Below are 24060 nucleotides of genomic sequence, written 5' to 3' on the forward strand. Positions count from 1 at the left end.
GCGATATTGCGGATAACAATTTGTTATATATACATAATAATAGGTGCGCCACGTCTGACGCTATTCAGGTATCAAGAGATCGTTTCGCTTGAAAAAGACAGCAATCGCATGTATACAATGAAAATCGAAACAATTCGATACCTCAGGCAAGCGCTTTGCAATCCCGGTATTTCGGAGCGGGTGTCGTGGTGTGGAACGTGTGCTGCGATCCGGTGATCGCCCGGAGGGCGGGTGCGTGGTGCCCTGCCGCGAATGCGGGTACCGGACCGGCGGGATTGGGAATGAAACGGTACAAGTGGAGGAGAAAGCAATGATCTCAACACGCAAGAGCCTTGCCGCGACGGGTGCGGTTTGCGCCATGGCGCTGGCGTCCGGTGCGGCGGCACAGCAACTCGACGTCTGGACGCTGAACTTTTCGTCCGACGCGAACAACGACGCGCTGGAATCGATCGCCGAGGAGTTCGAGGCGGCAAATCCCGGTGTCGATGTTGTCTTTACACAGCGCGGGGTCGATGAACACAAGACCGCCCTGCGGGTGTCGGCGGGTTCGAATACCGGGCCGGATATCTTCTTTTCCTGGGCCGGGCTCGGTCTGGGCGGCGAATACGTCAACGCCGGCATGTCGCTGCCGCTCGACGGCTATTACGAGGAATACGGCTGGTCGGACACGCTGCTGCCCTCGGCGGCGGCCTTTGCCGATGTCTACGAAGGCGGCAAGCATGGCGTGCCCTACACCTTCAAGGGCGAGGCCGTCTATTACAACAAGGCGCTGTTCGAACAGGCCGGCATCGCCGGGGAACCTGCGACCTATGACGAGCTTCTGGCGGCGGCGGAGAAGCTGAAGGAAAACGGCACCCCGGCCTTTACCTTCGGCGGAACCGTCAACTGGCACCTCATGCGCCTGATGGACGAACTGCTCGAAACGACCTGCGGCGCCGAGGTGCACGAGCAGCTTGTCGCCATGGAGGCGAACTGGGGCGAGACGGAATGTGCCGTCCAGGCTTTTGGCGAGATGCAGAAATGGGCGGACAACTACATTCTGAAACCGTTCATGGGCATCGACCAGCAGCAATCGTTCAACCTGTTCATCGCCAATCGGGCGGCGATGATGCTGGAGGGCAACTGGCTGGTGCAGCAGATCGCGGAAGCGCGGGATCTGGCCGATTTCGGCATCTTCCCGTTCCCGACCGGAACCGGCCGCCTCTATGGTTTTGCCGAATACCACTACATCGCCAGCAACTCCGATACGCCGGATCTGGCGGCGAAGTTCCTCGATTTCTTCAACTCGACTGATGTCCAGCAGCGCTATCTGGGTACCTTCGCCTCGAACTCGGTCAATGCCGAGGTCGTGTACGACGACATCCGCCCGCTTGACGCCGAGTGGAACGAAATCTTCGCCGAATACCAGCAGATGTTCGTCAATCGCGATCAGGGTTTCCCGGGTAATATCGTTCCCGAGTACTTCCGGGTCATCAACCAGGTGGCGACAGACGAGATGACGCCGCAGCAGGCCGCCGAGGCGCTGCAGACGTTCATCGACAACAACCGCTGATATCCCGGCGGACCGGGAAGGCCGGGCCGCGCGGGCGGTATCTCCGGCCTTCCCCGACCTCAGAAAATTGCGGGTGTGACATGAGTGCTCTCTTCCGGAAGATGGGTGACCAGCCATGGCTGTTTCTGGCGCCGGCGCTGGTAATCTACTGCATCTTCGCCATATGGCCGATGATCGACGTTACGATGATGAGCTTCCAGAAATGGAACGGGCTCGACCCCGAACGTCCCTTTGTCGGGCTGTCGAACTACAATTACATCCTCCGGCACGATCCGGTCTTCTGGACGGCGTTCGGCAACACGGTGCTGTGGACGCTGCTTTCGCTGGTGTTCCCGCCGATGATCGGCCTGGCGCTGGCGATCGGCCTCAACCGCGAAATCGTAGGCCGCGCGACACTGCGGGCGATCTACTACCTGCCGGTCATCATCGCGCCGATCGCCGTGGCCACCATGTGGCGCTGGATGTACGATCCGTTCTTCGGCCTGTTCGCGCAGTTGCTGGCCAATGCGGGGCTGGCGCAATACACCCCCGATTTCCTCGGTGACAAGGATATCGCGCTCTACTCGGTCTTTGTCGCCCATGTCTGGCAGCAGGTCGGGTTTTCCATGGTCCTGTTCCTTGCCGGTCTGCAGGGGGTGGACAAGTCGCTGGTCGAAGCGGCGCAACTCGACGGGGCGGGGCGCTGGCACCTGTTCAAGTTCGTCACCCTGCCGGCGCTGATGCCGACGCTGACCATCGTGCTCGTGCTGTCGCTGATACATTCGCTCAAGGCCTTCGACATCGTCTATGGCCTGACCGGCGGCGGGCCGGCCGAGTCGACGCAGATGCTCGCGCTCTGGGCCTTCACCCAATCCATGCAGGTGTTCGATTTCGGGCGCGGCGGGGCGATCTCGGTGGTGTTGCTGATCGTGACCATCGCAATTGTGGTGCCCTACATGCGCTGGTCGCAGAAACGGGAGATTCAGGGATGAGAGATCAGCTTCGTGCAATGAGGAAGGACCCCGTCCTCCTGGTGCTGTGGATCGCACTGGTGATTTTCGCCGCGATCTGGATTGCACCCTGTGTGTTCATCGTCTTCACCTCGCTGAAATCGGTGAGCGAAGTGATGTCGTCCGGCGCCTTCTCGCCCCCGGCCGATCCGTTGCCGCAGAACTATGTCTCGGCATGGGATCGCGGCGGTTTCAGCCGGGCCTTCTTCAACTCGGCGCTGGTCAGCGTGGTGAAGGTGCCGCTCGGTCTCGCGCTTTCGGCGGTGGCCGCCTATGCGCTGGCGCGGATGAGGAACCGCTACAACAAGGGGCTGTTCCTGTTCTTCCTGTTCGGCACGATGATCCCCTTCCAGGTGATGCTCGCGCCGCTGTTCACGCTGGTCAACAGCTTCGGGCTGATCGACACCTATGTCGGGCTGCTGCTGCCTTACCTTGCCTTTGGCGTGCCGTTCCAGGTGTTCATCCTGCACAGTTTCTTCCGTGCGGTGCCCAAGGAGATGTCGGAAGCGGCGCTGATCGACGGGGCGACCCATTTCACCACCTTCCGGCGCATCTTCCTGCCGGTGATGGTGCCGATCCTGGCTGCGCTGTTCATCATCGACTTCGTGTCGACGTGGAACGAATTCGCCATGGCGCTGGTGATCATGCAGGACAAGTCGATGTGGACATTGCCGCTGGGGCTGATGTCGTTCCAGGGGCAGTTCTCCAACGATTACGGCCAGCTCAACGCGGCCATCGTGATCACCGTGCTTCCGGCGGTGATCGTTTACCTGATCTTCCAACGCTACTTCGTGTCCGGCCTTGCCGCCGGCGCGGTCAAGGGATGACGAGAGGCCAGCCGTGACTTCATCAACTGTCGAAAAATGGGACATCTTCGAGGCCGCTTTTCCCGGACCGGCCGAAGGCAACCCCTATCTGGACGTGTCGTTCGACGCGATCTTCAAACACCGGGAACGCACCATCCGCGTGCCGGGCTTCTATGACGGCAACGGAACCTACCGGCTGCGCTTCATGCCCGAGGCCGAGGGTGAGTGGACGTTCGAGACACGTTCGGAAACCCCGGCGCTGAACGGCCAGACCGGGGGCTTCACCGCGAGCGCACCCTCCGGGGGCAACCACGGGCCGGTGCGGGTACGCAACAGGTTCCACTTCGCCCATGCCGACGGTACGCCCTTTCTCTCCTTCGGCACGACCTGTTACGCCTGGACCCACCAGCCTCTGGCCGAGCAGGAAAAGACCCTCGCCACGCTGGCCGAGACCGGGTTCAACAAGATCCGCATGGGAATCTTTCCCAAGGACTACCCCTACAACACCAACGAACCGCTGTTCGACATCTACGAAACGGTCGGTGGCAGGCGCGATTTCGACCGCCCGAACTACGAGGCGTTCCGCCACTTCGAGTCTCAGATCGGACGGCTGCGCGACATGGGGATCGAGGCCGACGTGATCATGTTCCACCCCTATGACCGCTGGGGGTACTGCGACATGTCGCAGGAGCAGGACTATCGCTATGTCGCCTATATCGCCGCCCGCTTCGCGGCCTACCGGAACCTGTGGTGGGCGCTGGCGAACGAATACGACTTCCTGCTCGATACCAAGCCGATGGAACGCTGGGACCGCTTCTTCCAGATACTCGAGGAAGAGGACCCCTATCGCCATCTGAAGTCTATCCACAACGGCGCCGCCGATGCCAATTACGACCACCGCAAGCCCTGGGTCACCCATACCTGCATCCAGAACCCCGATGTGAAGCGCACCCAGGAATGGCGCGACACATGGGGCAAGCCGGTGGTCAACGACGAGCCGGAATACGAGGGTGACATCATCCAGTGCTGGGGCAACATATCCGCCCGCGAACTGGTCCATCGCTTCTGGGTGACGATGATGCGCGGCGGCTATGCCGGGCATGGCGAGACCTATTCCAACCCCGATGACCTGATCTGGTGGGCCAAGGGCGGCGTGCTGCACGGCGAGGCATGGAAGCGCCTGAAGTGGATGCGCGAATTGCTGGAGCAGGATGTCGCTAACGGCCTTGAGCCGCTCGGGCCCGAACGGGAATGGCCGTGGCACCGGGTGTCGGGCGCGGCCGACGGCGATGTCAGGTACATCTATTTCGGCGAGCATCAGCCGGTGATCTGGACGCTCGGCCTGCCGAAGGTGGACGGCGATTACGCACTGGACCTGATCGACCCGTGGGAGATGACCGTCACGCCGCTGAAGAAAGCCGCCGCGCCCGAGAACCATCCCGTCCGCCATGGCGAGATCGTCCGGCCGCGCGATCCGGACGCGGCCTTCGCGGTCGAACTGCCCGGGCGCCCCTATCTTGCCATTCGTTGCCGTAAAGTGAGGTAAGCCATGACCGAAGTGTTGGTACGGGACCTGAAGAAAGCCTATGGAGGCGTCGAGGTCATTCACGGAATCGATGTCGATATCCGGTCGGGTGAGTTTGTCGTTCTGGTCGGTCCGTCGGGATGCGGGAAATCGACCCTGCTGCGGATGATCGCCGGGCTGGAGGAGATCACCTCGGGCACCGCCAGTATCGACGGGCGAGTGGTGAACGATGTCGCACCCAAGGATCGCGATATCGCGATGGTGTTCCAGAACTACGCGCTCTATCCCCAGATGACGGTGGCCCAGAACATGGGGTTCGCGCTGGAACTTGCCGGCCGGACGAAGCCCGAGATCGAGCGCAAGGTGCAGGAGGTCGCGGGAATTCTCGGTCTCGAGGCGCTGCTCGACCGCAAGCCGGCCAACCTGTCGGGCGGCCAGCGCCAGCGCGTTGCGATGGGCCGTGCCATCGTCCGCGATCCCAAGGTGTTCCTGTTCGACGAGCCGCTGTCGAACCTCGACGCGAAACTGCGCGTGCAGATGCGGGCCGAGATCAAGGCGCTGCATGCGCGGCTCGGCAGTACGATCATCTACGTCACTCACGATCAGGTCGAGGCGATGACGCTGGCCGACAAGATCGTGGTTCTGAACGGCGGCAACATCGAGCAGATCGGTGCGCCGCTTGAACTCTACGACCGTCCGGCCAATACCTTTGTCGCCGGCTTCCTCGGATCTCCGGCGATGAATTTCTTCAGGGCACGGGTCGCCGGGGGGATCATGACGCTGGCCAACGGAAACAGCCTGCCGGTGCCCCAGGGCCACCCGGTCGCGGACGGCAGCACGGTCGTCCTCGGCATCCGTCCCGAAGATCTGGTGCCGGCCGCGGACGGCCCGATCGCCGGCGAGGTTGTCCTGGTGGAGCCGACCGGATCGGAAACGGTCATCGCCGTGACCGTCGGCGGCGAGCCGGCAACGGTTGTCACGCACGAACGGTTCGGAGCGGCCACCGGAACCGCGCTGCAGCTTGCGGCGCGGCCGGATCGCATCCACCTGTTCGACGAAAACGGCGTGGCGATGCGATAGGCGTGGCGGCCGGCGGTCTCCGGCTCAGGGCCGGATCCGCCAGCCGGTGCGGAAGATGGCGCGGATCACCGCCAGGCAAACAAACAGGAAGACCGCGATCGCCGCGACCGAAATGCCGACCGGAACGTCGGCCACGCCGAAAAACGACCAGCGAAACCCCGAGATCAGGTAGAGTACCGGGTTGAAATAGGTTACCGCCTGCCAGCCCTCGGGCAGCATCGACACCGAATAGAAAGCCCCGCCGAGAAAGACCAGCGGTGTGACGACAAGAAGCGGGATAAGCTGCAACTGCTCGAAATTCCGCGCCCAGATGCCGATGATGAAACCGAACAGCGCAAAGCTGATCGCCGTCAGCAGCAGGAAAGCGACCATCCACACCGGATGCGCGATACGCAGTTCGACAAAGAAACTGGCGGTGAGAAGGATGATCGCCGCGATCATCAGCGCCTTGGTCGCCGCCGCGCCGACATATCCGATCACGATCTCGATGAAGGACAGCGGCGCCGAGAGCAGTTCATAGATCGTGCCGATGAACTTGGGCATGTAGATGCCGAACGAGGCGTTGGCGACCGATTGCTGAAGCAGCGTCAGCATGACCAGCCCGGGCACGATGAAGGCGCCGTAGGCGATGCCCTCGACCGTGTCGATACGCCCGCCGATCGCCGAACCGAACACGACGAAATAGAGCACCGTCGACAGGACCGGCGAGACGATGGACTGCCAGATGGTGCGGAAGGTCCGGTTCATCTCGAACCGGTAGATCGACCCGATGGCGCGCCAGTTCATGCCGCATCCTCGCGCCCGTCTCCGACCAGCTTGAGGAAGACATCCTCGAGCGAGCTTTGCCGCGTCGACAGATCCCTGAGGCTCAGCCCGGCGGCGGCGATATCGCCCATCAGCCGGGTGATGCCGGTCCGTTCGGCGTGCGAATCGAATTCGTAGGTCAGGCGCAGCCCGTCGCCGGCCAGCGACAGCCCGTAACCGGCGAGGCTGTCGGGAACGGCGGCCAGCGGCTCGCCCAGTTCCAGCACCAGTTCCTTGCGGCCAAGCTGGTGCAGCAGCCTGACCTTTTCCTCGACCAGCAGCAGCCGGCCGTGGTCGATCACGCCGATCCGGTCGGCCATTTCCTCGGCCTCCTCGATGTAATGGGTGGTCAGGATGATGGTCACGCCCTCGGCGCGCAATTCGCGTACCAGCGCCCACATCTCCTTGCGCAGCGTCACGTCGACGCCCGCGGTGGGCTCGTCGAGAAACAGCACGCGCGGCTGGTGCGACAACGCCTTGGCGATCAGCACGCGGCGCTTCATTCCGCCCGAAAGCTCGTTGTTGCGGTTGTTCCGCTTTTCCCACAGCGACAGCGCGCGCAGCACCCTTTCGATATAGGCGTCGTCGGGCGGGCTGCCGAACAGCCCGCGCGAGAAGTTCACCGTGTTGATGACCCTCTCGAACGGCTCGATGGTGATTTCCTGCGGCACCAGACCGATCAGGCCGCGTGCGGCGCGAAAATCGCTCCGGATGTCATGGCCGCCGACGGTAACGGTGCCCGCGCTCGGGTTGACCAGCCCGCACACCGCCGAGATGAGCGTCGTCTTGCCGGCGCCGTTCGGCCCGAGCAGGGCGAGGATCTCGCCTTCTTCGATGTCGAGGTCGATCCCCTTCAGGGCCTCGAACCCGTCGGCATAGGTCTTTGCGAGGTTTCGTATCGAAATGACGGCCGCCATGCGCGGACCTCCTGATTGCGCAACCGGTCCCTGGCCCGATTGCCGCCGCGCGCCAAGATATCGCTTGTGCGGCGGGGTTGAAACCAGTCGGCCCGGCAGTATGCCGGGCTCGTCGGGCGATTGCCGGTTGTCCGGGCTCAGCGCCGGCGGTCGCGGCGCGAGGACATCGGCTGGAAAGCCACGCCCACATGCGCCTCGCAATAGGGCTTGCCCTGCTGGACCGGCAGGCCGCAGAACCAGAAATCGTCGGTCGCCGGATCGCCGATCGGCCATTTGCCGGTGCGTGCGGGCAGGTCCATCAGCGTCAGCTTGCGTGCCGTCTTCTCGACCTCGCGTACCGAGGCGAGCGCCTCGGGGCTGATCTCGTTGGCTGACGGCTGCGGCGGCAACGGCTGGCCGGCGGGAATGATCTGGCGGCGCGGCGGCGGCGTTTCAGCCGGCTCCTCGCCCGCCGGTGTGGCCTGTGGCGCGGCGGCGCCATTCGGCGTGCGTGCGCCGTCTGTCCGCTCGGCGAGCTTTTCCGCCTCGGTTTCGGCCGCGGGCTTGTCGGCCGCACCCGCGCCGTTGCGGTTCGAAAGACCCAGCCGGTGTACCTTGCCGATGACCGCGTTGCGGGTCACGCCGCCCAGTTCCTTGGCAATCTGGCTCGCGCTCTGGCCTTCGCCCCACATCTTCTTCAGGATCTCGACGCGCTCTTCGGTCCAGGACATTTGCCGGCATCTCCAAATGGAAAAAGAGCGCCTCCGGCAAGCAGATTGCCGGCGCCGCCCTTACGTTCAGGTCCCGCCTATACTATGGCGTGACCAACGGGGTTACAAGCGACCCGGCGGGATTCGCGCAAGGGAGCCGAGGCATGGCGGAAATCACGGGCATGGGCGAACGCCGCTTCGGGCGCATCAACTGGCTTGGCCTGCGAACCCTGATCTGGCGCGAGGTGCGGCGGTTCGCAACCGTCTGGTTGCAGACCATCGTCGCCCCGCTGGTCACCGCCGGGCTGTTTCTGGCGATCTTCTCGATCGCCATCGGTCCCGGCCGGGGCGAGGTGCTGGGCTTTCCCTTCCTGAGCTTCATCGCCCCCGGGATCCTGACCATGACGGTGATCCAGAACGCGTTTGCCAACACCTCTTCGTCCATCCTCGTCGCCAAGGTGCAGGGCAATATCGTCGATACCCTGATGCCGCCGCTTTCGGCCGGCGAACTGGCGGCCGGCTATATCGCGGGCGGCGTGGCGCGCGGGCTGTCCGTGGCACTGCCGATCGGGCTGCTCATGATGCCGGTCCTCGGCATTTCGGTGCGGTCGCCGCTGCTGGCGCTTCTGTTCGTGGTGCTCGGTGCCGCGCTGATGGCCGCTCTCGGCGCGCTGGCGGGGATCTTTTCCAACAAGTTCGATCAGGTCGCGGCGATCTCGAATTTCATCGTCACGCCGCTTTCGTTCCTGTCGGGCACCTTCTATTCGGTCGATGCGGTGCCGCCGCGCATGCAGGCGATGCTGCACTGGAATCCGATCTTCTATCTGATCGACGGGGTGCGCTACGGCGTTCTGGGTGTTTCGGATTCCCCGGTCTGGCTGGGGCTTGCGATCCTGAGCGCCTCGACGGCGGCGGTCAGTGCGGTTGTCTGGTACTGGTTCCGCAGCGGCTACCGGCTCAAGGCCTGACGATGGCGCGTCCGGCGGCGAAAATAACGCTGGAACGTCAAGACGAAACGCGCTAGGCGGGCGCCATGGTGTCGTTGCAGGCATATCCCGTCCTTCGACGCGGCCGACGCCGCGCCTGACCCCGGCTTTCGCTGCGGGCCGGCTGCGCGCCTGACCCCTTCCTTCGTTGACACCCGCCGCCCCCTCGGGCACTTCTTTCACTTCTGGCAAGCGAGGCTTACCCATGATCCCGTCGATCCTGCCGACCTACAACCGTGCGCCGCTCCATTTCGAGCGGGGCGAAGGCTGCTGGCTGGTCGAGCGCGACGGGCGACGCTTTCTCGACCTTGGCGCGGGGATCGCGGTCAATGTTCTGGGGCACGCGAATCCGGTGCTGGTCGATGCGCTGACCGATCAGGCGCGGGCGCTGTGGCATGTCTCGAACCTTTACGAGATCGACCGGCAGGCGGCGCTGGCCGATCGTCTGGTCGCGCTGACCTTTGCCGATACCTGCTTCTTCACCAATTCGGGTACCGAGGCCTGCGAACTGGCGGTCAAGATGGCGCGCAGGTACTGGCATGCGAAGGGCGAGCCCGGACGGACGAAGATCATCGCCTTCGACGGCGCCTTTCACGGCCGCTCCTCGGCCGCGATCGCCGCCGCCGGATCCGAGAAGATGACCGCCGGCTTCGGGCCGCTGCTGCCGGGTTTCGTCCATCTTCCCTTCGGCGACCACGAAGCGCTGGCCGAGGCGATCAAGGACCCCGAGGTTGGTGCGGTCCTGACCGAACCCATTCAGGGCGAGGGTGGCATCCGCGCCCTGTCGGACGCCTGCCTCAAGGGGCTGCGCGATCTCTGCGACCAGACCGGCGTGTTGCTGATCCTTGACGAGGTGCAGTGCGGCATGGGCCGCACGGGGCGGCTTTTCGCCCACGAATGGTCCGGGATAGCGCCGGACATCATGATGATCGCCAAGGGGATCGGCGGCGGCTTTCCGCTGGGTGCGGTCCTGGCGACGGAAGAGGCTGCGCTGCCGATGACGGCTGGCACGCACGGGTCGACCTATGGCGGCAATCCGCTGGGTTGCGCGGTGGCGCTGGCGGTGCTCGACGTGGTCGCCGATCCGGCCTTCCTCGACGCGGTGAACCGCAAGGCCGGGGTGCTGTCGCAGGCGCTCGGCGGGCTGGTCGATGCGCATCCCGGTGTCTTCGAGGATGTGCGCGGCACCGGTCTGATGCTGGGCCTGAAATGCCGGGTGCCCGGCCACGATGTGGTCAGGGCGGGCTATGAAGAGCAATTGCTGGTGGTTCCGGCGGCCGAGAACGTCATCCGCCTGCTGCCCGCGCTCAACATTTCCGACGCCGAGATCGCCGAGGCGGTTGCACGCCTGGATGCGGCGGCAACGCGGATCGAACAGGCCGCAGGCTGAACGAGTGGACGTGCCGTGGCACGGAGGTAGACATGAATCATTTCCTCGACATCAACACGACCGATCCGGCTGATCTGCGCGGTATCATCGACGCTGCGCGCGCCATCAAGCAGGCGCGCGACGGTCTGCCCAAGGGTACGCCCGACAACGACCTGCCGCTGGCCGGTCGCATGGTGGCGCTGATCTTCGAAAAGCCGTCGACCCGGACGCGCGTGTCCTTCGATGTCGGTGTCCGCCAGCTTGGCGGGCAGACGATGGTGCTGTCGGGCAGCGAGATGCAGCTCGGCCATGGCGAGACCATCGGCGACACCGCGCGCGTGCTGTCGCGCTATGTCGACATGATCATGATCCGCACCTTTGAGGAAGCCACACTGCTGGAACTGGCCGAGGCGGCGGACGTGCCGGTGATAAACGGGCTGACCAACCGCTCGCATCCCTGCCAGATCATGGCTGACATCCTGACCTTCGAGGAACATCGCGGCCCGATCGCCGGACGCAAGGTGGTCTGGTCGGGGGATGGCAACAATGTCTGTGCCTCCTACATTCACGCCGCCGGGCAATTCGGCTTCGATTTCACCTTCACCGGGCCGCCGGTGCTCGACCCCGAGCCGGTCTTCGTTGCCGAGGCAAGGGCAAGAGGCGCCAACATTGCCATTGAGCGCGATCCGTTCCGCGCCGTTCAGGGCGCCGATCTGGTGGTCACCGATACCTGGGTCTCGATGCACGATGCGCAGTCGGCGCGCGAACGGCGCCACAACCTGCTGCGCGGCTATCAGGTGAACGAGGCGCTGATGAAGGCCGCCGGTCCCGATGCGCTGTTCATGCACTGCCTTCCCGCCCACCGCGAGGAAGAGGCGACAAGCGCGGTGATGGACGGCCCGCAGTCGGTGATCTTCGACGAGGCCGAAAACCGTCTGCACGCCCAGAAGGCGATCATGCGCTGGTGCGTCGGCGGGGCCTGAGCTGTCCTATCGGCGCGGCTTTGCGCGCAGTGTCGGATCGGCCTCGGTCGGGTTTTCCGGCCAGGGATGCCTGGGATAGCGCGCGCGCATGTCCTTGCGCACGTCGGCATAGGACGAGGCCCAGAACCCCGGCAGGTCCATCGTGGTTTGCACCGGCCGTCCGGCGGGCGACAACAGCGTGATACGCAGCGGCAGATGGCGCGGCCCGACCGCCGGGTGCCGCGTGACGCCGAACATCTCCTGCACGCGGACCGAGATTTCCGGTGCTTCCCCGGAATAGTCGATGGGTATCGCGCGCCCCAGCGGGGTGGTGAAGGCGCCGGGGATCTCGCGGTCGAGCCGTTGGAGCGTTTCCCGGCCGATGAACTGGCGCAGCGGGGTGGAAAGGTCGAGCGCGCCGATCCCCGCCGCGTCGCGAATTCCGCCCAGGTAGGGCAGAAGCCAGTCTTCGGCCTGCGCCATCAGCGCCCCGTCCGACAGATCGGCGATCTCGCCGCCCTCGGCGCGGTAGAGCAGGGCGCGTGCCTGAAGCCTGCGCGCTGCATCGGACCACGGCAGGCCAAGCTGACGCACCCCTTCCAGTGCCGCGCCGGCCAACAGGTCGGCCGGGGCGTCGCGCCAGATACGGTCGTTCAGCACCAGCGCCCCAAAGCGTTCCTGCTGGCGGGCGACCACCTTGCGCTCGCGGCGCGACCATTCGGCCACGTCCACCCAGTGGATCTGCGGACCGTAGAGCGCCCGCAGCGCGCTTTCGCTCAGCGGCAGGGCAAGACGGATTCTCGCCTCGCGCGCATCCCCGTCGAGATCGGTCGCAACCAGCAGCCGTTGCCCGGCGAGCGGGTCGCTCTCATCCATCGCCGCGCCCTTGCCGCCCGAAAGCAGCCAGCGCGGCTGATCTCCCGGCCGGTGCAGGCCGATCCGGTCGGGATAGGCAAGCGCCGCAGCCTCGGCCGGGGAAAGCCCGCTGTCGGTCGCCGGGGCAAGCCGGGCAAGGCGCCGGGTTTCGGTGCGAATGCGTTCCAGTGCGCCGCGATTGGCCGCCCCGGGCGCTGCGTCCGGCCTGTGCAGTGCCGCCAGACGCAGGTTCAGATCGGTCGGCGCGCCGCGCAGCGGGTCGCGGTCGGCCATCAGCGCGGCAAGGGGGGCTGCGGATTTTCCCGCCACAAGCAGCATGTGGGCAAGCCGGGGATGCAGCGGCAGCGCCGCCATCGCCCTGCCGTGGGTGGTGATCCTGCCCGCTGCATCCAGCGCCCCCAGCGCCCGCAGCAGAGCCTGCGCCTCGGTCAGCGCGCCCTCGGGCGGCGGGGTCAGGAACGGCAGGTCGCCGCTGCCCCAGAGCGCCAGTTCCAGCGCCAGCCCGGTCAGGTCCGCCGCCTCGATCTCGGCCGGCGGGAAAGCCGCGAAACCGCCTTCCTCGCCCCTGGTCCACAGCCGGAAGCAGCTGCCGGGTGCAAGCCGCCCGGCGCGGCCGGTGCGCTGGACGGCCTCGGCCCGCGTCACCCGTTCGGTCACCAGCCGCGACATGCCCGAGCCGGGATCGAAGCGCGCCCGGCGTGCGCGGCCGGCATCGACCACGCAGGTGATCCCCTCGATCGTCAGCGAGGTTTCGGCGATGGCTGTCGCCAGCACCACCTTGCGGCCGGCTCGCGCGGGCGCGATGGCGGCGCGCTGGGCGGCAAATTCCATCGCGCCGAACAGCGGAAAGAGCGTGGTGCCGTTGTCCAGATGCGGTGTGAGCAGCGCCTGTGTGCGGCGGATCTCGCCCTCGCCCGGCAGGAAGACCAGTATGCCGCCATCTGTCTCGGCCAGCGCCTGACGGGTCAGGTCGGCGGTGGCCTGTTCCAGGCGCAGGCGCCTGTCGACCGGCCGGTCGAGCCAGCGGATATCGACCGGAAAGGCGCGCCCCCGGGCCGTGACGACCGGCGCGCCGCCCATCAGGTCTGCCACCGGCGCCGCGTCGAGCGTTGCCGACATCGGCAGCAGGATCAGATCGGCACGCAGGGCGGCGCGGACCTCGAGGCAGAGCGCCAGCCCCAGATCGCCGTTCAGCGAACGTTCGTGAAATTCGTCGAAGATCACCGCGCCTGTGCCCGCAAGCTCCGGGTCGGCTTGCAGCATCCGGGTCAGGATGCCCTCGGTCACCACCTCGATCCGCGTTGCCGGGCCTGTTCTGGTCTCGCCGCGAATGCGGTAGCCCACCGTTTGCCCGACGGTTTCGCCCAGTTGCTCGGCCAGCCGCTCGGCAGCGGCGCGGGCAGCGAGCCGGCGCGGTTCGAGCATGACGATGCGGCCACCGGTCAGGCCCGAGGCAAGCAGCGCAAGCGGAACGCGCGTCGTCTTGCCGGCGCCGGGCGGCGCCTGAAGCACCGCCTGTCCGCTCTGCGCCAGGGCCGCCACCAGCGCGGGCAGCACCGCATCGACGGGCTGGGCCGGTCCGGGCAGGTCGATGGCCGTTTGCGACACGCCGGTCAGCGGCGGTGAAAGACGACGGTGCCGAGCGTGGTCGGCACGTCCATCCGTTCGACCACATGCGTTCCGTCAGCGCCGATCCGGTAGGTGACGCTGAACGGCCAGTGGACCTTTTCCTTCATGTCCTTCTCGCTGAAGCCGGCGATCCGGCTGTAGGTGCCGGGGCAGAGGAGCCGCGCGCCGTCGCGCTTGCCGCCCGACATCCGGATGCGCGTCACCTCGCGCCCGTCATAGGACAGCAGGTCGAGGGAGCAGGCGAGCGCGGCGGGCCGTTCACGCAGTATCGCATAGGCGGTGGTCAGCAGGTCGACGCTGCCCTTCGCATCCGCGGGATCGGCGTGATATTTCCTGCGCTTGCGGTCGGGCGGGTTCTTGACCACCTTTGCCACGCCGCCGGAATAGGTGAAGGTGCCTTCCCTGACCTCGCCTTTCTTGGTCACGGTTTCGGAATAGCGCCCGGGGCGGTAGCGGTTGCCATCCACCTTGCCGGTCACGCTGGCGCGCCCGTCGCCGGCATAAAAGGCCCGCGCAAGTCCGGCCGGGCGGGCCTCGCCCGCCACCTTGTAGGAGCCGTTGCCTTCGCTGGCGCTCATCGACAGCACGCCGGCGCTGAGACCGCGCAGCGAAACCGTGAACCGCAACTCCTCGGCCTGCGCTGGCGCGGCAAGGGTCAGGGCGGCTGTTGCAAGTGCGGCAAGTCGCATGGGCGATCTCCGTTCCGGGTTCCCGGCGAAAGGGCCGCAAATCCCGCCGAAGGTCAACAGCAACCCGGCGCTATCCGATAGCGTTGGCGCGACCTCGCCGGTTCTGGACATTTTCGGCCATGGGGCAGAAGAAGGGCAAAACCGAGGCTGGAGCAGAGATCATGGACATCGATGATCTTGCGCGCCGGGTGCTTGCCGGAGAACGCCGGGCCCTGGCGCGTGCCATTACCCTGATCGAGAGCAACCGCGCCGATCACCGCGCGCTGGCGCTGGAACTGGGTGCAAAGACGGCCGTGGCCGGGCGCGAGGCGCTGCGACTGGGGCTTTCGGGCACTCCCGGGGTCGGCAAATCGACCTTCATCGAAGCCTTCGGCAAATTGCTGACCGCGCGGGGGCTGCGGGTCGCGGTGCTTGCCGTCGATCCCTCGTCGGCGCGTTCGGGCGGTTCGATTCTGGGCGACAAGACACGCATGGAAGAGCTTTCGCGCGACCCGAACGCCTTTATCCGCCCCTCGCCTTCGCAATCCCAGCTTGGGGGGGTTGCCCGGCGCACGCGCGAGGTGGTGACACTGTGCGAGGCGGCGGGTTTCGACATCGTGCTGATCGAGACCGTGGGCGTCGGCCAGTCCGAAACCATGGTGGCCGAGATGTCCGATATCTTCCTTCTGCTGCTTGCCCCGGCAGGCGGCGACGAATTGCAGGGCGTCAAGCGCGGCATCATGGAAATCGCCGACATGATCCTGATCAACAAGGCCGACGGCGAGTTGAAGGCCGTCGCCAACCGTACCCGCAGCGACTATGCCGGCGCGCTGCACCTGATGCGCAAACGTCCCGAAGACCCGGAGGGGTTTCCAAAGGCAATGACCGTCTCGGCGGTTTCGGGCGACGGGCTGGAAGGCTCGTGGGACGAAATGCGCGCGCTGGCGGACTGGCGCAGGGCGCATGGCCACTGGGAAAGGCGGCGGGCATCGCAGGCGCGGCACTGGTTCGAGGAAGAGGTCCGGCTGGGACTTCTGGCGCGGCTGTCGGAATCGCCCGAGATGCGGCACTGCATGAAGGATCTGGGCGACAGCGTCGCCAGTGGGCGGATGGCCCCCTTCGCCGCCGCCAGGGAAATGCTGGCGAAACTGGATGCCGCGCGCTGACGCCGGCGGTGCCGCCGGGAATCTGCGCGGGGCGGGGTTCATGGTTCTGGCCATGGCCGGCTTCGCGCTGGAGGACATGTTCCTGAAATCCGCCGCCGGTCACATGCCGGTGGGGCAGGTGCTGGCGCTTTTCGGGGCGTTCGGCACGCTGGGGTTCCTGCTGATGGCCCGGCTGCGGGGCGAGCCGCTGCTGGTGCCGGAAATGACCGGCTGCGGCATGCTGCGCCGGGCGGTGTTCGAATCCGGCGCGCGCCTGTTTTATCTGCTGGCCATCGCCCTGATGCCGCTGACGAACGCCTCGGCCATTCTTCAGGCGACCCCGCTTGTCGTCGTTGCCGGGGCAGCGCTGGTTTTTGGCGAGCGGGTGGGTTTCGCCCGCTGGGCGGCGATCTGGGCGGGCTTCGCCGGCGTCCTGCTGATCCTCCGGCCCGGAACCGAGGGGTTCGACAGGGCTGCGGTCTTTGCCGTTCTCGGTACGCTGGGATTCGCCGCGCGCGATCTCGCCACCCGGGCCGCGCCCCGGGGGCTGAGCACCGCGCAGATAGGCATCTGCGGCCTTTCCGTTCTGGTGCCCACCGGTCTGGCGGTGCTGGCGATCACCGGTGGCGCGGTGTTGCCGCAGCCTGCCGGGCTGGCGCTGGTCGGGGCGGGATCGCTGATCGGCGTTGCGGCCTATGCCTTTCTGACGGCGGCAATGCGCACCGGCGAGGTTTCGGTGGTGACGCCCTTTCGCTATACGCGGCTGCTTTTCGGGGTGATGCTCGGCATGCTGGTTTTTGCCGAACGGCCCGATGCGGCGACGCTTGCGGGCAGCGCGATCGTTCTTGCGGCCGGTCTCTATATCCTGCTGACGCGGCGCCGTCCGGCCGGCTGATCCGTCAGCCGCCGAGCGAGCGTTCGAGAAGCCGCAGCCAGTTGCCATGTGCCAGCTTGCGCAGAAGCGGCGTGTTGTAGCCATGGGCACGGAGCGTGTCGATCAGCCGGGGCAGGCCGGCGGCATCGCCGATCACGTCGGGAACCTCGCACCCGTCGAAATCCGAGCCGAAGCCGACGTGATCCTCGCCCAGATGCGCGATCAGATGGTCGAGATGCCGCAACAACGGATCCCAGCCACCGCCCCTGTCGTCGCATCCGTCCGGCCGCAGGAAGAAACAGCAGAAGTTCAGCCCGACCATCCCGCCGCTGTCGCGGATCATCGCCAGTTGCCGGTCGGTCAGGTTGCGCGGTGTCGGGCAGATCGCGTGTGCATTGGAATGGGTGGCGACAAGCGGCGCATCGCTGATCGCCGCAACGTCGTCGAATCCCTTTTCGTTCAGATGCGACAGGTCGATCAGGATCCGCAGCGCATTGCATTCGCGGACCAGCCGCTTGCCGGCATCGCTCAGCCCGGGGCCGGTATCGGGGCTGGCGGGAAAGGCGAAGGGAACGCCGTGGCCAAAGGCGTTGGCGCGGCTCCAGACCGGCCCGAGCGACCGCAGCCCAAGGGCGTGAAAGACGTGAAGCGCATCGAGGTCGGGGCCGATCGCCTCGGCCCCCTCCATATGCAGCATGCCGGCAATGGCGCCTCTGCCCATAGCGGCATGAATATCCGTGGCCGAGCGGCAGATGGCAAAGGCACCCCCGGCGGCGCGCTCCATCCATAACCAGTGGCCCAGCATGGAAAGCGCGGGCGCGCGGGCAGCGGCCGGAGCGAGCGGCGGCGGAAGCGGGATTTCAAAGGGTGGCGCGGGCAGGGCGCACATTCCGGCCGGGTCGCCGTGACAGGGCGCCGATGGCAGGAAAATGGCGAACAACCCGCCGGCGAAACCGCCCGCCCGCATGCGCGCCAGATCGAGATGCCCCTTGCGCCCCGCGCCCAGCCACAGTTCTCCGCGTCGCGCAGGATCGTGGTAAAGGCGTAGCAGGAAATCGTTGTGGCCGTCGAATACCGGCAGGATTTCTGACATGCTGCATCCGTTGCGCTTGGTGTGCCGGCGCAGCCTAACCGGCAAATGGCGGCGGTGAAAGCGGATCACCGAGACGGGGAATCGGCTTGACAGTGCCGGCGCCTTGCTCTTAAACGCGCGAACGGAATTCGGGGCGCCCCAGCCGGATGAGCCGCTGGGCGGTGCCCCATTTGTCATACGAAGCCGAGGATCGATACATGTCGCGTGTCTGCGAACTGACCGGTAAGGGCCCGATGGTTGGCAACAACGTCAGCCACGCCAACAACAAGACCAAGCGCCGTTTTCTGCCCAACCTGCAGGATGTGACGCTGATTTCCGATACTCTGGGGCGGTCGTTCAAGCTGCGGATCTCGTCGTCGGCGCTGCGTTCGGTCGATCATCGGGGTGGGCTTGATGCTTTCCTTGCCAAGGCCAGCGATGCCGAACTGTCGGAAAAGGCACTGAAGATCAAGAAGGACATCGCCAGGGCTCAGGCTGCCGCCTGATTCTCAGGCGAAACCCGTCCCTGTTCCGGGCCCTGCCGCAAGGCGGGGCTTTTGCCTTTTTGGGGTTTGCGTTTCCCTGCACGCAAACTAGGCTGCGGGGGATGACTCGCCTGCGTTTGCATATCGGCCTGTTTCTGGCCTTCGTGCTGACCATCTCGACTTTCGGGATCGGTATGGCGCGCGGGCATCTGCCGGTGGCGGGCGAAATGATCATCTGCGCCGGAGAGGGCGCGGTGAGCGTGACCGTGGATGTTGCCGGGCGCCCGGTCCAGCGGTTGATGCTCTGCCCGGAAAAATCCGGCCTGTTGCTGACGGCGGTTGCTGTTCCGCAACCGGCGCCGATACCCGTCCCGCCGCGGCAGAGCCGTTGCGAGCGATCCGATGCCACCACGGAACCTTATGTACGAAACGGATTCTCGCAAGGCGCCCGCGCGCCGCCGCTGGCCTGAACCGCCGGCCGTGCTGCCCTTGCGGACGGCCGGACGCTGACGAACGTTCAACCTCATTCAGAATCCGGAGACGAAAATGTCTGTCAAATCCGTCGTTGCGGCAGCCGCCTTGCTTGCACTCGCAACTCCCGCGCTGGCCGATATCGAGATCAGAGATGCCTACGCCCGCGCCGCGATGGCCAATGCCAAGGCCGGCGCGGCCTTCATGGAAATCGTGAATACCGGCCCGGAGGACGACCGGTTGATCGGTGCGGCCTCGGATATTTCCGAACGTGTCGAACTTCACACCCATATCGACGACGGTAACGGCGTGATGAAGATGATCGAGGTCGAGGAGGGATTCGCGGTGCCGGCCGGGGGGGCGTACATGCTCAGGCGCGGCGGCGATCACGTGATGTTCATGGGGCTCAGGGGGCCGATGAACGACGGCGATACCGTGAACGTGACCCTGACCTTCGAAAAGGCCGGCGATGTGGCGGTGGCCATTCCGGTCGACCTGCAACGGCAGGACGGCGGGATGTAATCGTCGTGCCCGATGATGCCGCCGGCCTGCGTGGGCCGGCGGGCCGGGTCTGGATGCGCCGGCGGTCAGGCGCTTGCCAGCAGGTCGTTAACCCAGGCCGGAACCACGCGCGTTGCCGGCCCCTCGCGGCGGATATCGAACATGCCCGAAAGCTCCGATGGCTCAAGGTTGAGCTCGACCGTCTCGGCGCCGGCGGCGTTCGCCTGCATCACGAAGCCGGCGGCTGGGAACACCTGGCCCGACGTTCCGATGGCAGCGAACAGATCGGCGCTGTCGATGTGGCGCTGGATCAGGTCCATGTCGTAGGGCATTTCGCCAAACCAGACGATATCGGGCCGGGTTGCCCGTGTGCCGCATTCGGGGCAGGGGTCGCTGGCCGACATCTTCTCGGGCGCGGGCCAGTGCGCGCCGCAAGCGGCGCAAAGCGCCCGGGCAAGTTCGCCATGCATGTGGATGACATGCCGGTGGCCGGCGCGTTCGTGCAGGTCGTCGATGTTCTGCGTCACCAGAACCACCTGGCCCGGCCAGTCCCGTTCGAGCCGCACCAGCGCCTCGTGGGCGGCATTGGGGTGCGCGGCCAGCGCGTTGGCACGGCGCGCGTTGTAGAAATCGTGTACCAGCGCCGGATTCCGTGCAAACCCCTCGGGTGTCGCAACCTCGGCCAGATCGTATTGCGACCAGACGCCTCCGGCATCGCGAAAGGTCCCGAGCCCGCTTTCGGCCGAGATCCCGGCTCCGGTCAGAATGACGATCTTTCGCATCTCATCGTTCCCCGCCCAAAGGTTGCCGCCGCGCCCGTCATGCAACATTTATTCGACAGCAGGGGACGGAAGGCAAGAATGAGCGGGTTTGACGGTGGTTCCCGACGAACCGGCGGAGCGCGACCGGTACGACCTGTCGGGCAAAGTGGGACCCGAGCGAATGGACAGTGATCGATCTTCCCCTCCCAGGGTGCTTTTCGTCTGTCTGGGAAATATCTGCCGCTCTCCTGCGGCGGAGGGGGTGACGCGGGCGCTGGCGCGGCGCATCGGTTTCGATGTCGTGCTCGACAGTGCGGGAACGGGCGGATGGTATGTCGGCGCGCCACCCGATCCGCGCATGCGCGAGGTTGCCGCCGCCGCACGCTATGACATTTCGGATCTGCGCGCCCGGCAGTTCGGTCCCGGCGATTTCGCCCGGTTCGACCTGATCGTGGCGATGGACGAGCAGAACCGGCGCGATATCGAACGCCAGCGCCCCGCCGGATCGACGACGCCGGTAACGCTCTTTCTTTCCTACGGTCCCTCGCCGCGACGCGACGTGCCAGACCCCTATTACGACGGAGGCTTCGAAGAGGTCCTGCACCTGATCGAACATGCGGCGCGCGGATTGCTGGCACATCTCGTACCACCGGCCACAAGAAGCGACCGTTCGTAATAGTCGCGATGCGGAAGAAGCTGCCGCTCTCCGTCATGCCAGTTGATTACCCTACAATGGGCTCGATGTCGTCTTTCGGCGGCAAATATGGGTCGTTTTCAACGTCGTTGATATCGGGTCGACGCAGTGAAACCGCCGTTTGCCAAAACGCCAAAGGCGGCGCGGCCCGATGGTCCGCGCCGGGGTTGCGCAAGGTTCCCGGGCGGGTTCCTACTGGCAGACGTTTCCGGCGGTCGTTCCGAAGTCCTTGTAGCGCTTCCAGAACGCTTCATGCGTATTGCGGTCCGATTGCCGGATGTCCTGCGCCTTCTGCGGATCGCGGAAGAACTGCGCCGCCATGCGCTGGTCGCTGCGGGTCAGCATCTGGTCGGCCACACGCTGGATGCAGTTGCAGAGCGGTTTCGAGACGGCCCGGCGATTCGATTTCATGCAGGCACGTTCGATCGTCGAGCCGGCATCGGCCGGCGGGGCGCTTGCAATGTTCAGCGGAACTGCAAGCAATAATACAAGGAGAAGGGTGGTCAGGGATTTCATCGTTTGCCTCAATAATATCAGCGCCCAATTCTGATGCAGGGCTGTTCCGATAGGGTACCATGGCCCGAATCGTTCGAAATTTCAACGTGCCAGAGGCGGTACCGCCACATGAATCCGCTGTTGCGGACCGGTTGCATCACCGGCGCGGTCAGGCGCGCGCGTCCTTGGGGCTGGCCATCACCACATAGGTGGTGATTGTCGCCACCTGCGAAAGCGCGCCCAGCCTGTCGGTGTGAAACCGCTTGTAGCTTTCCAGATCGGCGACCTCGACCCTGAGCAGGTATTCGACGCCGCCGGCTACATTGTGGCATTCCCGCACTTCGGAGGCGAGTTCCATCGCCCGTTCGAAAGTGGCCTGCGTGGCCCGGGTATGGTTCGACAGCCCGACCGTCACATAGGCGAGAAATCCGATTCCCAGCCGCTTGCGGTCCAGCACGGCGCGGTAGCCCGCAATGACGCCCGAACGCTCCAGTTCCTGCACCCGCCGCAGGCAGGCCGAGGGCGAGAGGCCGACGCGTTCGGCCAGATCGGTATTGCTGATCCGTCCCTCGCGCTGGAGCGTCTGGAGAATCCTCTTGTTGATCGTGTCGATCCTGCTCATCCGATGCACCGGCTCCATCGTGGGGTCTGCCGCTCTGCCATAGGGCGCCCTGCTCTGCCGCGCAAGCATTGCAGAGTGATATCCGATGGCGCAATATTCGGCCTGATATCACCCACATGATGGAAATATATTGCGAATTGTATCGCTTCACGCTGTTTTTTGCAAACAATCGCCCTGCGGTTTGCGGCATATATTTCCAATGACAATCAATCTTCTTCTGGCGCTTGTCGCCTTCAGTTTCGTGACCGCGGTCACGCCGGGACCCAACAACCTGATGCTGATGGCGTCGGGGGCGAATTTCGGCTTTCGCCGCACGCTGCCCCATGCGCTCGGCGTAACCTTTGGTTTCAGCTTCATGGTGCTGCTTGTCGGGCTGGGGCTGGCGCAGGTGTTCGAGCGGTTTCCCGTGGCCGGCACCGTCCTGCGCGTGGTGTCGGTGGTCTATCTGCTCTGGCTGGCATGGAAGATCGGCACGGCGGCGGCGCCGGGGGCAGGGCAGGGCGCGGGGCGGCCGTTTTCCTTTCTTCAGGCGGCGGGCTTCCAGTGGGTCAACCCCAAGGCCTGGACCATGGCCCTGACGGCGGTCAGCGTCTACAATCCCGACCATTCGCTGCTGGCGCTGACGACGACGACGGCGATCTTCGCCCTCGTCACGCTGCCAAGCTGCTCGGGCTGGATGCTGCTGGGTCAGCAGATGGCGCGGGTGCTGACCAACCGGGCACGGCTGCGGCTGTTCAACGGCGTCATGGCGGCGCTTCTGGTGGGCAGTCTGGTGCCGGTTCTGGTCTGACGGCGGCGGTTTCCCGGGTGGTGCCGGGGCCCGGCGATCCCGCTTGACCAGTTCCGCGCTTGCCATCATATCCCGCCCATGACCGAGCTTGATCACATCCGCAATTTCTCGATCGTCGCCCATATCGACCACGGGAAATCCACCCTTGCCGACCGGCTCATCCAGTTGACCGGGACGGTGGCCGAACGCGACAGGAAGGAACAGCTTCTCGACGCGATGGATATCGAGCGCGAGCGCGGGATCACCATCAAGGCGAACGCGGTCCGGATCGAATATCCGGCGCGCGACGGGCAGACCTATGTGCTGAACCTGATCGATACGCCGGGCCATGTGGATTTCGCCTACGAGGTCAGCCGGTCTATGCGGGCGGTCGAGGGCTCGCTGCTGGTGGTGGATGCGACGCAGGGGGTCGAGGCGCAGACGCTGGCCAATGTCTATGCCGCCATCGACGCCAACCACGAGATCGTTCCGGTCCTGAACAAGATCGACCTGCCGGCTGCCGAACCTGGCCGGGTGAAAACCCAGATCGAGGATGTGATCGGTATCGACGCCTCGGACGCCATCGAGATCTCGGCCAAGACGGGCATCGGCATTCCCGAGGTGCTGGAGGCCATCGTCCACCGCCTGCCGGCACCCAGGGGCGACCGCGCCGCGCCGCTGCGGGCGATGCTGGTCGACAGCTGGTACGATTCCTATCTCGGCGTCGTGGTGATGATCCGCGTCATGGACGGTGTGATCCGCAAGGGCGACCAGATCCGCATGATGCAGACCGGGGCGCGCTACGGCGTTGACAGGCTTGCCGTGCTGCGCCCGCAGATGCAGGATATCGCCGAACTTGGCCCGGGCGAGATCGGTGTGCTGACGGCGTCGATCAAGCAGGTGCGCGACACGCGGGTCGGCGACACCATCACCCATGAAAAGAAGCCCTGCGCCGCGCCGCTACCGGGCTTCAAGCCGGCGCAGCCGGTGGTGTTCTGCGGGCTTTTTCCGGTGGACAACGCCGAGTTCGAGGATCTGCGCGACGCCATCGAGAAACTGGCGCTGAACGACGCGTCCTTCACCTATGAGATGGAGACCTCCGCCGCGCTCGGCTTCGGCTTCCGCTGCGGCTTTCTCGGCCTTCTGCATCTGGAGGTGATCCGCGACCGGATCGAGCGCGAATACGATATCGACCTGATCACCACCGCGCCGTCGGTGATCTACAAGGTCCACCTGCGCGACGGAACCGAGATCGAGTTGCACAATCCCGCCGACATGCCCGACCCGGCGACCGTCGATCATATCGAGGAGCCGCGCAT

Annotated in this window: 25 protein-coding genes; 16 read left to right on the top strand and 9 right to left on the bottom strand. The window is 65.5% G+C overall.

Going from position 1 to position 24060, the window contains the following annotated elements:
• Positions 1-310: 310 nt before the first annotated feature.
• From ACK5IR_RS01505 to ACK5IR_RS01525, 5 genes are all read left to right on the top strand, one after another.
• The gene (locus ACK5IR_RS01505; RefSeq protein ID WP_416925198.1) at positions 311-1552 is read left to right on the top strand and encodes an ABC transporter substrate-binding protein; all 1242 of its coding nucleotides are present in this window, start codon (positions 311-313) and stop codon (positions 1550-1552) included.
• An 80-nt stretch (positions 1553-1632) separates the two neighbouring features.
• On the top strand, positions 1633-2523 hold the full coding sequence (locus ACK5IR_RS01510; RefSeq protein ID WP_416925200.1) for a carbohydrate ABC transporter permease: 891 nt from the start codon (positions 1633-1635) through the stop codon (positions 2521-2523).
• Positions 2520-3368 carry a carbohydrate ABC transporter permease gene (locus ACK5IR_RS01515; RefSeq protein WP_416925202.1) on the top strand — a complete coding sequence of 283 codons (849 nt, stop codon included), beginning with the start codon at positions 2520-2522 and terminating at the stop codon, positions 3366-3368. The genes ACK5IR_RS01510 and ACK5IR_RS01515 overlap by 4 nt, the downstream gene beginning before the upstream one ends.
• Before the next feature lie 13 nt (positions 3369-3381).
• Positions 3382-4893 carry a DUF5060 domain-containing protein gene (locus ACK5IR_RS01520; protein ID WP_416925204.1) on the top strand — a complete coding sequence of 504 codons (1512 nt, stop codon included), beginning with the start codon at positions 3382-3384 and terminating at the stop codon, positions 4891-4893.
• Positions 4894-4896: 3 nt separating this feature from the next.
• Positions 4897-5952, top strand: coding sequence for an ABC transporter ATP-binding protein (locus ACK5IR_RS01525; protein WP_416925206.1), 1056 nt, complete (start codon positions 4897-4899; stop codon positions 5950-5952).
• Positions 5953-5976: 24 nt separating this feature from the next.
• Here the strand turns inward: ACK5IR_RS01525 and ACK5IR_RS01530 are convergent, their stop codons facing one another.
• The 3 genes from ACK5IR_RS01530 to ACK5IR_RS01540 form a co-directional block, all read right to left on the bottom strand.
• Positions 5977-6738, bottom strand: a complete 762-nt coding sequence (locus tag ACK5IR_RS01530) for an ABC transporter permease (RefSeq protein WP_416925208.1) — start codon at positions 6736-6738, stop codon at positions 5977-5979.
• Positions 6735-7673, bottom strand: a complete 939-nt coding sequence (locus tag ACK5IR_RS01535) for an ABC transporter ATP-binding protein (RefSeq protein WP_416925210.1) — start codon at positions 7671-7673, stop codon at positions 6735-6737. Before ACK5IR_RS01535 ends, ACK5IR_RS01530 begins: the two co-directional genes overlap by 4 nt.
• A 137-nt stretch (positions 7674-7810) precedes the next feature.
• Positions 7811-8383 (bottom strand): GcrA family cell cycle regulator, encoded by a 573-nt coding sequence (locus tag ACK5IR_RS01540; protein WP_416925212.1) that lies wholly within the window; start codon positions 8381-8383, stop codon positions 7811-7813.
• A 143-nt stretch (positions 8384-8526) separates the two neighbouring features.
• On the opposite strand from ACK5IR_RS01540, the gene ACK5IR_RS01545 reads away from it, so the two are divergent.
• The 3 genes from ACK5IR_RS01545 (at position 8527) to argF (ending at position 11700) form a co-directional block, all read left to right on the top strand.
• Complete coding sequence (locus tag ACK5IR_RS01545; protein WP_416925214.1) at positions 8527-9330, top strand: ABC transporter permease; 804 nt, start codon at positions 8527-8529, stop codon at positions 9328-9330.
• A gap of 223 nt (positions 9331-9553) precedes the next feature.
• Positions 9554-10738 carry an aspartate aminotransferase family protein gene (locus tag ACK5IR_RS01550; RefSeq protein WP_416925216.1) on the top strand — a complete coding sequence of 395 codons (1185 nt, stop codon included), beginning with the start codon at positions 9554-9556 and terminating at the stop codon, positions 10736-10738.
• Between the two features lie 32 nt (positions 10739-10770).
• A complete protein-coding gene (gene argF / locus ACK5IR_RS01555; RefSeq protein ID WP_416925218.1) occupies positions 10771-11700 on the top strand; it encodes an ornithine carbamoyltransferase in 930 nt (309 codons plus the stop codon).
• Positions 11701-11706: 6 nt separating this feature from the next.
• On the opposite strand, the gene hrpB is transcribed toward argF, so the two are convergent.
• Positions 11707-14163 (bottom strand): ATP-dependent helicase HrpB, encoded by a 2457-nt coding sequence (gene hrpB, locus ACK5IR_RS01560; protein ID WP_416925220.1) that lies wholly within the window; start codon positions 14161-14163, stop codon positions 11707-11709.
• Between the two features lie 5 nt (positions 14164-14168).
• Complete coding sequence (locus ACK5IR_RS01565) at positions 14169-14873, bottom strand: DUF3108 domain-containing protein (RefSeq protein WP_416925222.1); 705 nt, start codon at positions 14871-14873, stop codon at positions 14169-14171.
• A gap of 161 nt (positions 14874-15034) precedes the next feature.
• Between ACK5IR_RS01565 and meaB the strand changes: the two genes are divergently transcribed.
• Both meaB and ACK5IR_RS01575 read left to right on the top strand, forming a co-directional pair.
• Positions 15035-16018, top strand: a complete 984-nt coding sequence (gene meaB, locus ACK5IR_RS01570; RefSeq protein WP_416925224.1) for a methylmalonyl Co-A mutase-associated GTPase MeaB — start codon at positions 15035-15037, stop codon at positions 16016-16018.
• On the top strand, positions 16005-16892 hold the full coding sequence (locus tag ACK5IR_RS01575) for a DMT family transporter (RefSeq protein WP_416925226.1): 888 nt from the start codon (positions 16005-16007) through the stop codon (positions 16890-16892). The genes meaB and ACK5IR_RS01575 overlap by 14 nt, the downstream gene beginning before the upstream one ends.
• Before the next feature lie 4 nt (positions 16893-16896).
• Here ACK5IR_RS01575 and ACK5IR_RS01580 read toward each other — a convergent pair whose 3' ends face one another.
• A complete protein-coding gene (locus tag ACK5IR_RS01580) occupies positions 16897-17964 on the bottom strand; it encodes a dipeptidase (RefSeq protein WP_416925228.1) in 1068 nt (355 codons plus the stop codon).
• A gap of 197 nt (positions 17965-18161) precedes the next feature.
• On the opposite strand from ACK5IR_RS01580, the gene rpmB reads away from it, so the two are divergent.
• The 3 genes from rpmB (at position 18162) to ACK5IR_RS01595 (ending at position 19421) form a co-directional block, all read left to right on the top strand.
• Positions 18162-18449, top strand: coding sequence for a 50S ribosomal protein L28 (gene rpmB, locus ACK5IR_RS01585; protein WP_416925230.1), 288 nt, complete (start codon positions 18162-18164; stop codon positions 18447-18449).
• Between the two features lie 101 nt (positions 18450-18550).
• A complete protein-coding gene (locus ACK5IR_RS01590) occupies positions 18551-18898 on the top strand; it encodes a hypothetical protein (RefSeq protein WP_416925231.1) in 348 nt (115 codons plus the stop codon).
• Between the two features lie 76 nt (positions 18899-18974).
• Positions 18975-19421: a copper chaperone PCu(A)C gene (locus ACK5IR_RS01595; RefSeq protein ID WP_416925232.1), complete on the top strand. Its 447-nt coding sequence runs from the start codon at positions 18975-18977 to the stop codon at positions 19419-19421.
• 65 nt (positions 19422-19486) lie between these two features.
• On the opposite strand, the gene ACK5IR_RS01600 is transcribed toward ACK5IR_RS01595, so the two are convergent.
• The gene (locus tag ACK5IR_RS01600) at positions 19487-20182 is read right to left on the bottom strand and encodes an NAD-dependent deacylase (RefSeq protein WP_416925234.1); all 696 of its coding nucleotides are present in this window, start codon (positions 20180-20182) and stop codon (positions 19487-19489) included.
• A 160-nt stretch (positions 20183-20342) separates the two neighbouring features.
• On the opposite strand from ACK5IR_RS01600, the gene ACK5IR_RS01605 reads away from it, so the two are divergent.
• Positions 20343-20837, top strand: a complete 495-nt coding sequence (locus ACK5IR_RS01605) for a low molecular weight protein-tyrosine-phosphatase (protein WP_416925236.1) — start codon at positions 20343-20345, stop codon at positions 20835-20837.
• A gap of 210 nt (positions 20838-21047) precedes the next feature.
• Here the strand turns inward: ACK5IR_RS01605 and ACK5IR_RS01610 are convergent, their stop codons facing one another.
• The gene (locus tag ACK5IR_RS01610) at positions 21048-21371 is read right to left on the bottom strand and encodes a hypothetical protein (protein ID WP_416925238.1); all 324 of its coding nucleotides are present in this window, start codon (positions 21369-21371) and stop codon (positions 21048-21050) included.
• Positions 21372-21519: 148 nt separating this feature from the next.
• Entirely contained in the window at positions 21520-21972 is a 453-nt protein-coding gene (locus tag ACK5IR_RS01615; RefSeq protein WP_416925240.1) for an Lrp/AsnC family transcriptional regulator, read from the bottom strand.
• A gap of 199 nt (positions 21973-22171) precedes the next feature.
• Here ACK5IR_RS01615 and ACK5IR_RS01620 point away from each other — a divergent pair, with 199 nt between their 5' ends.
• Entirely contained in the window at positions 22172-22762 is a 591-nt protein-coding gene (locus tag ACK5IR_RS01620; RefSeq protein ID WP_416925242.1) for a LysE family translocator, read from the top strand.
• 78 nt (positions 22763-22840) lie between these two features.
• Positions 22841-24060, top strand: a 1220-nt coding sequence (gene lepA / locus ACK5IR_RS01625; protein ID WP_416925244.1) for a translation elongation factor 4, incomplete at its 3' end; no start/stop codon positions are given.

It is taken from the genome of Tropicimonas sp. (genome assembly GCF_047971885.1).
Lineage (GTDB): Bacteria > Pseudomonadota > Alphaproteobacteria > Rhodobacterales > Rhodobacteraceae > Tropicimonas.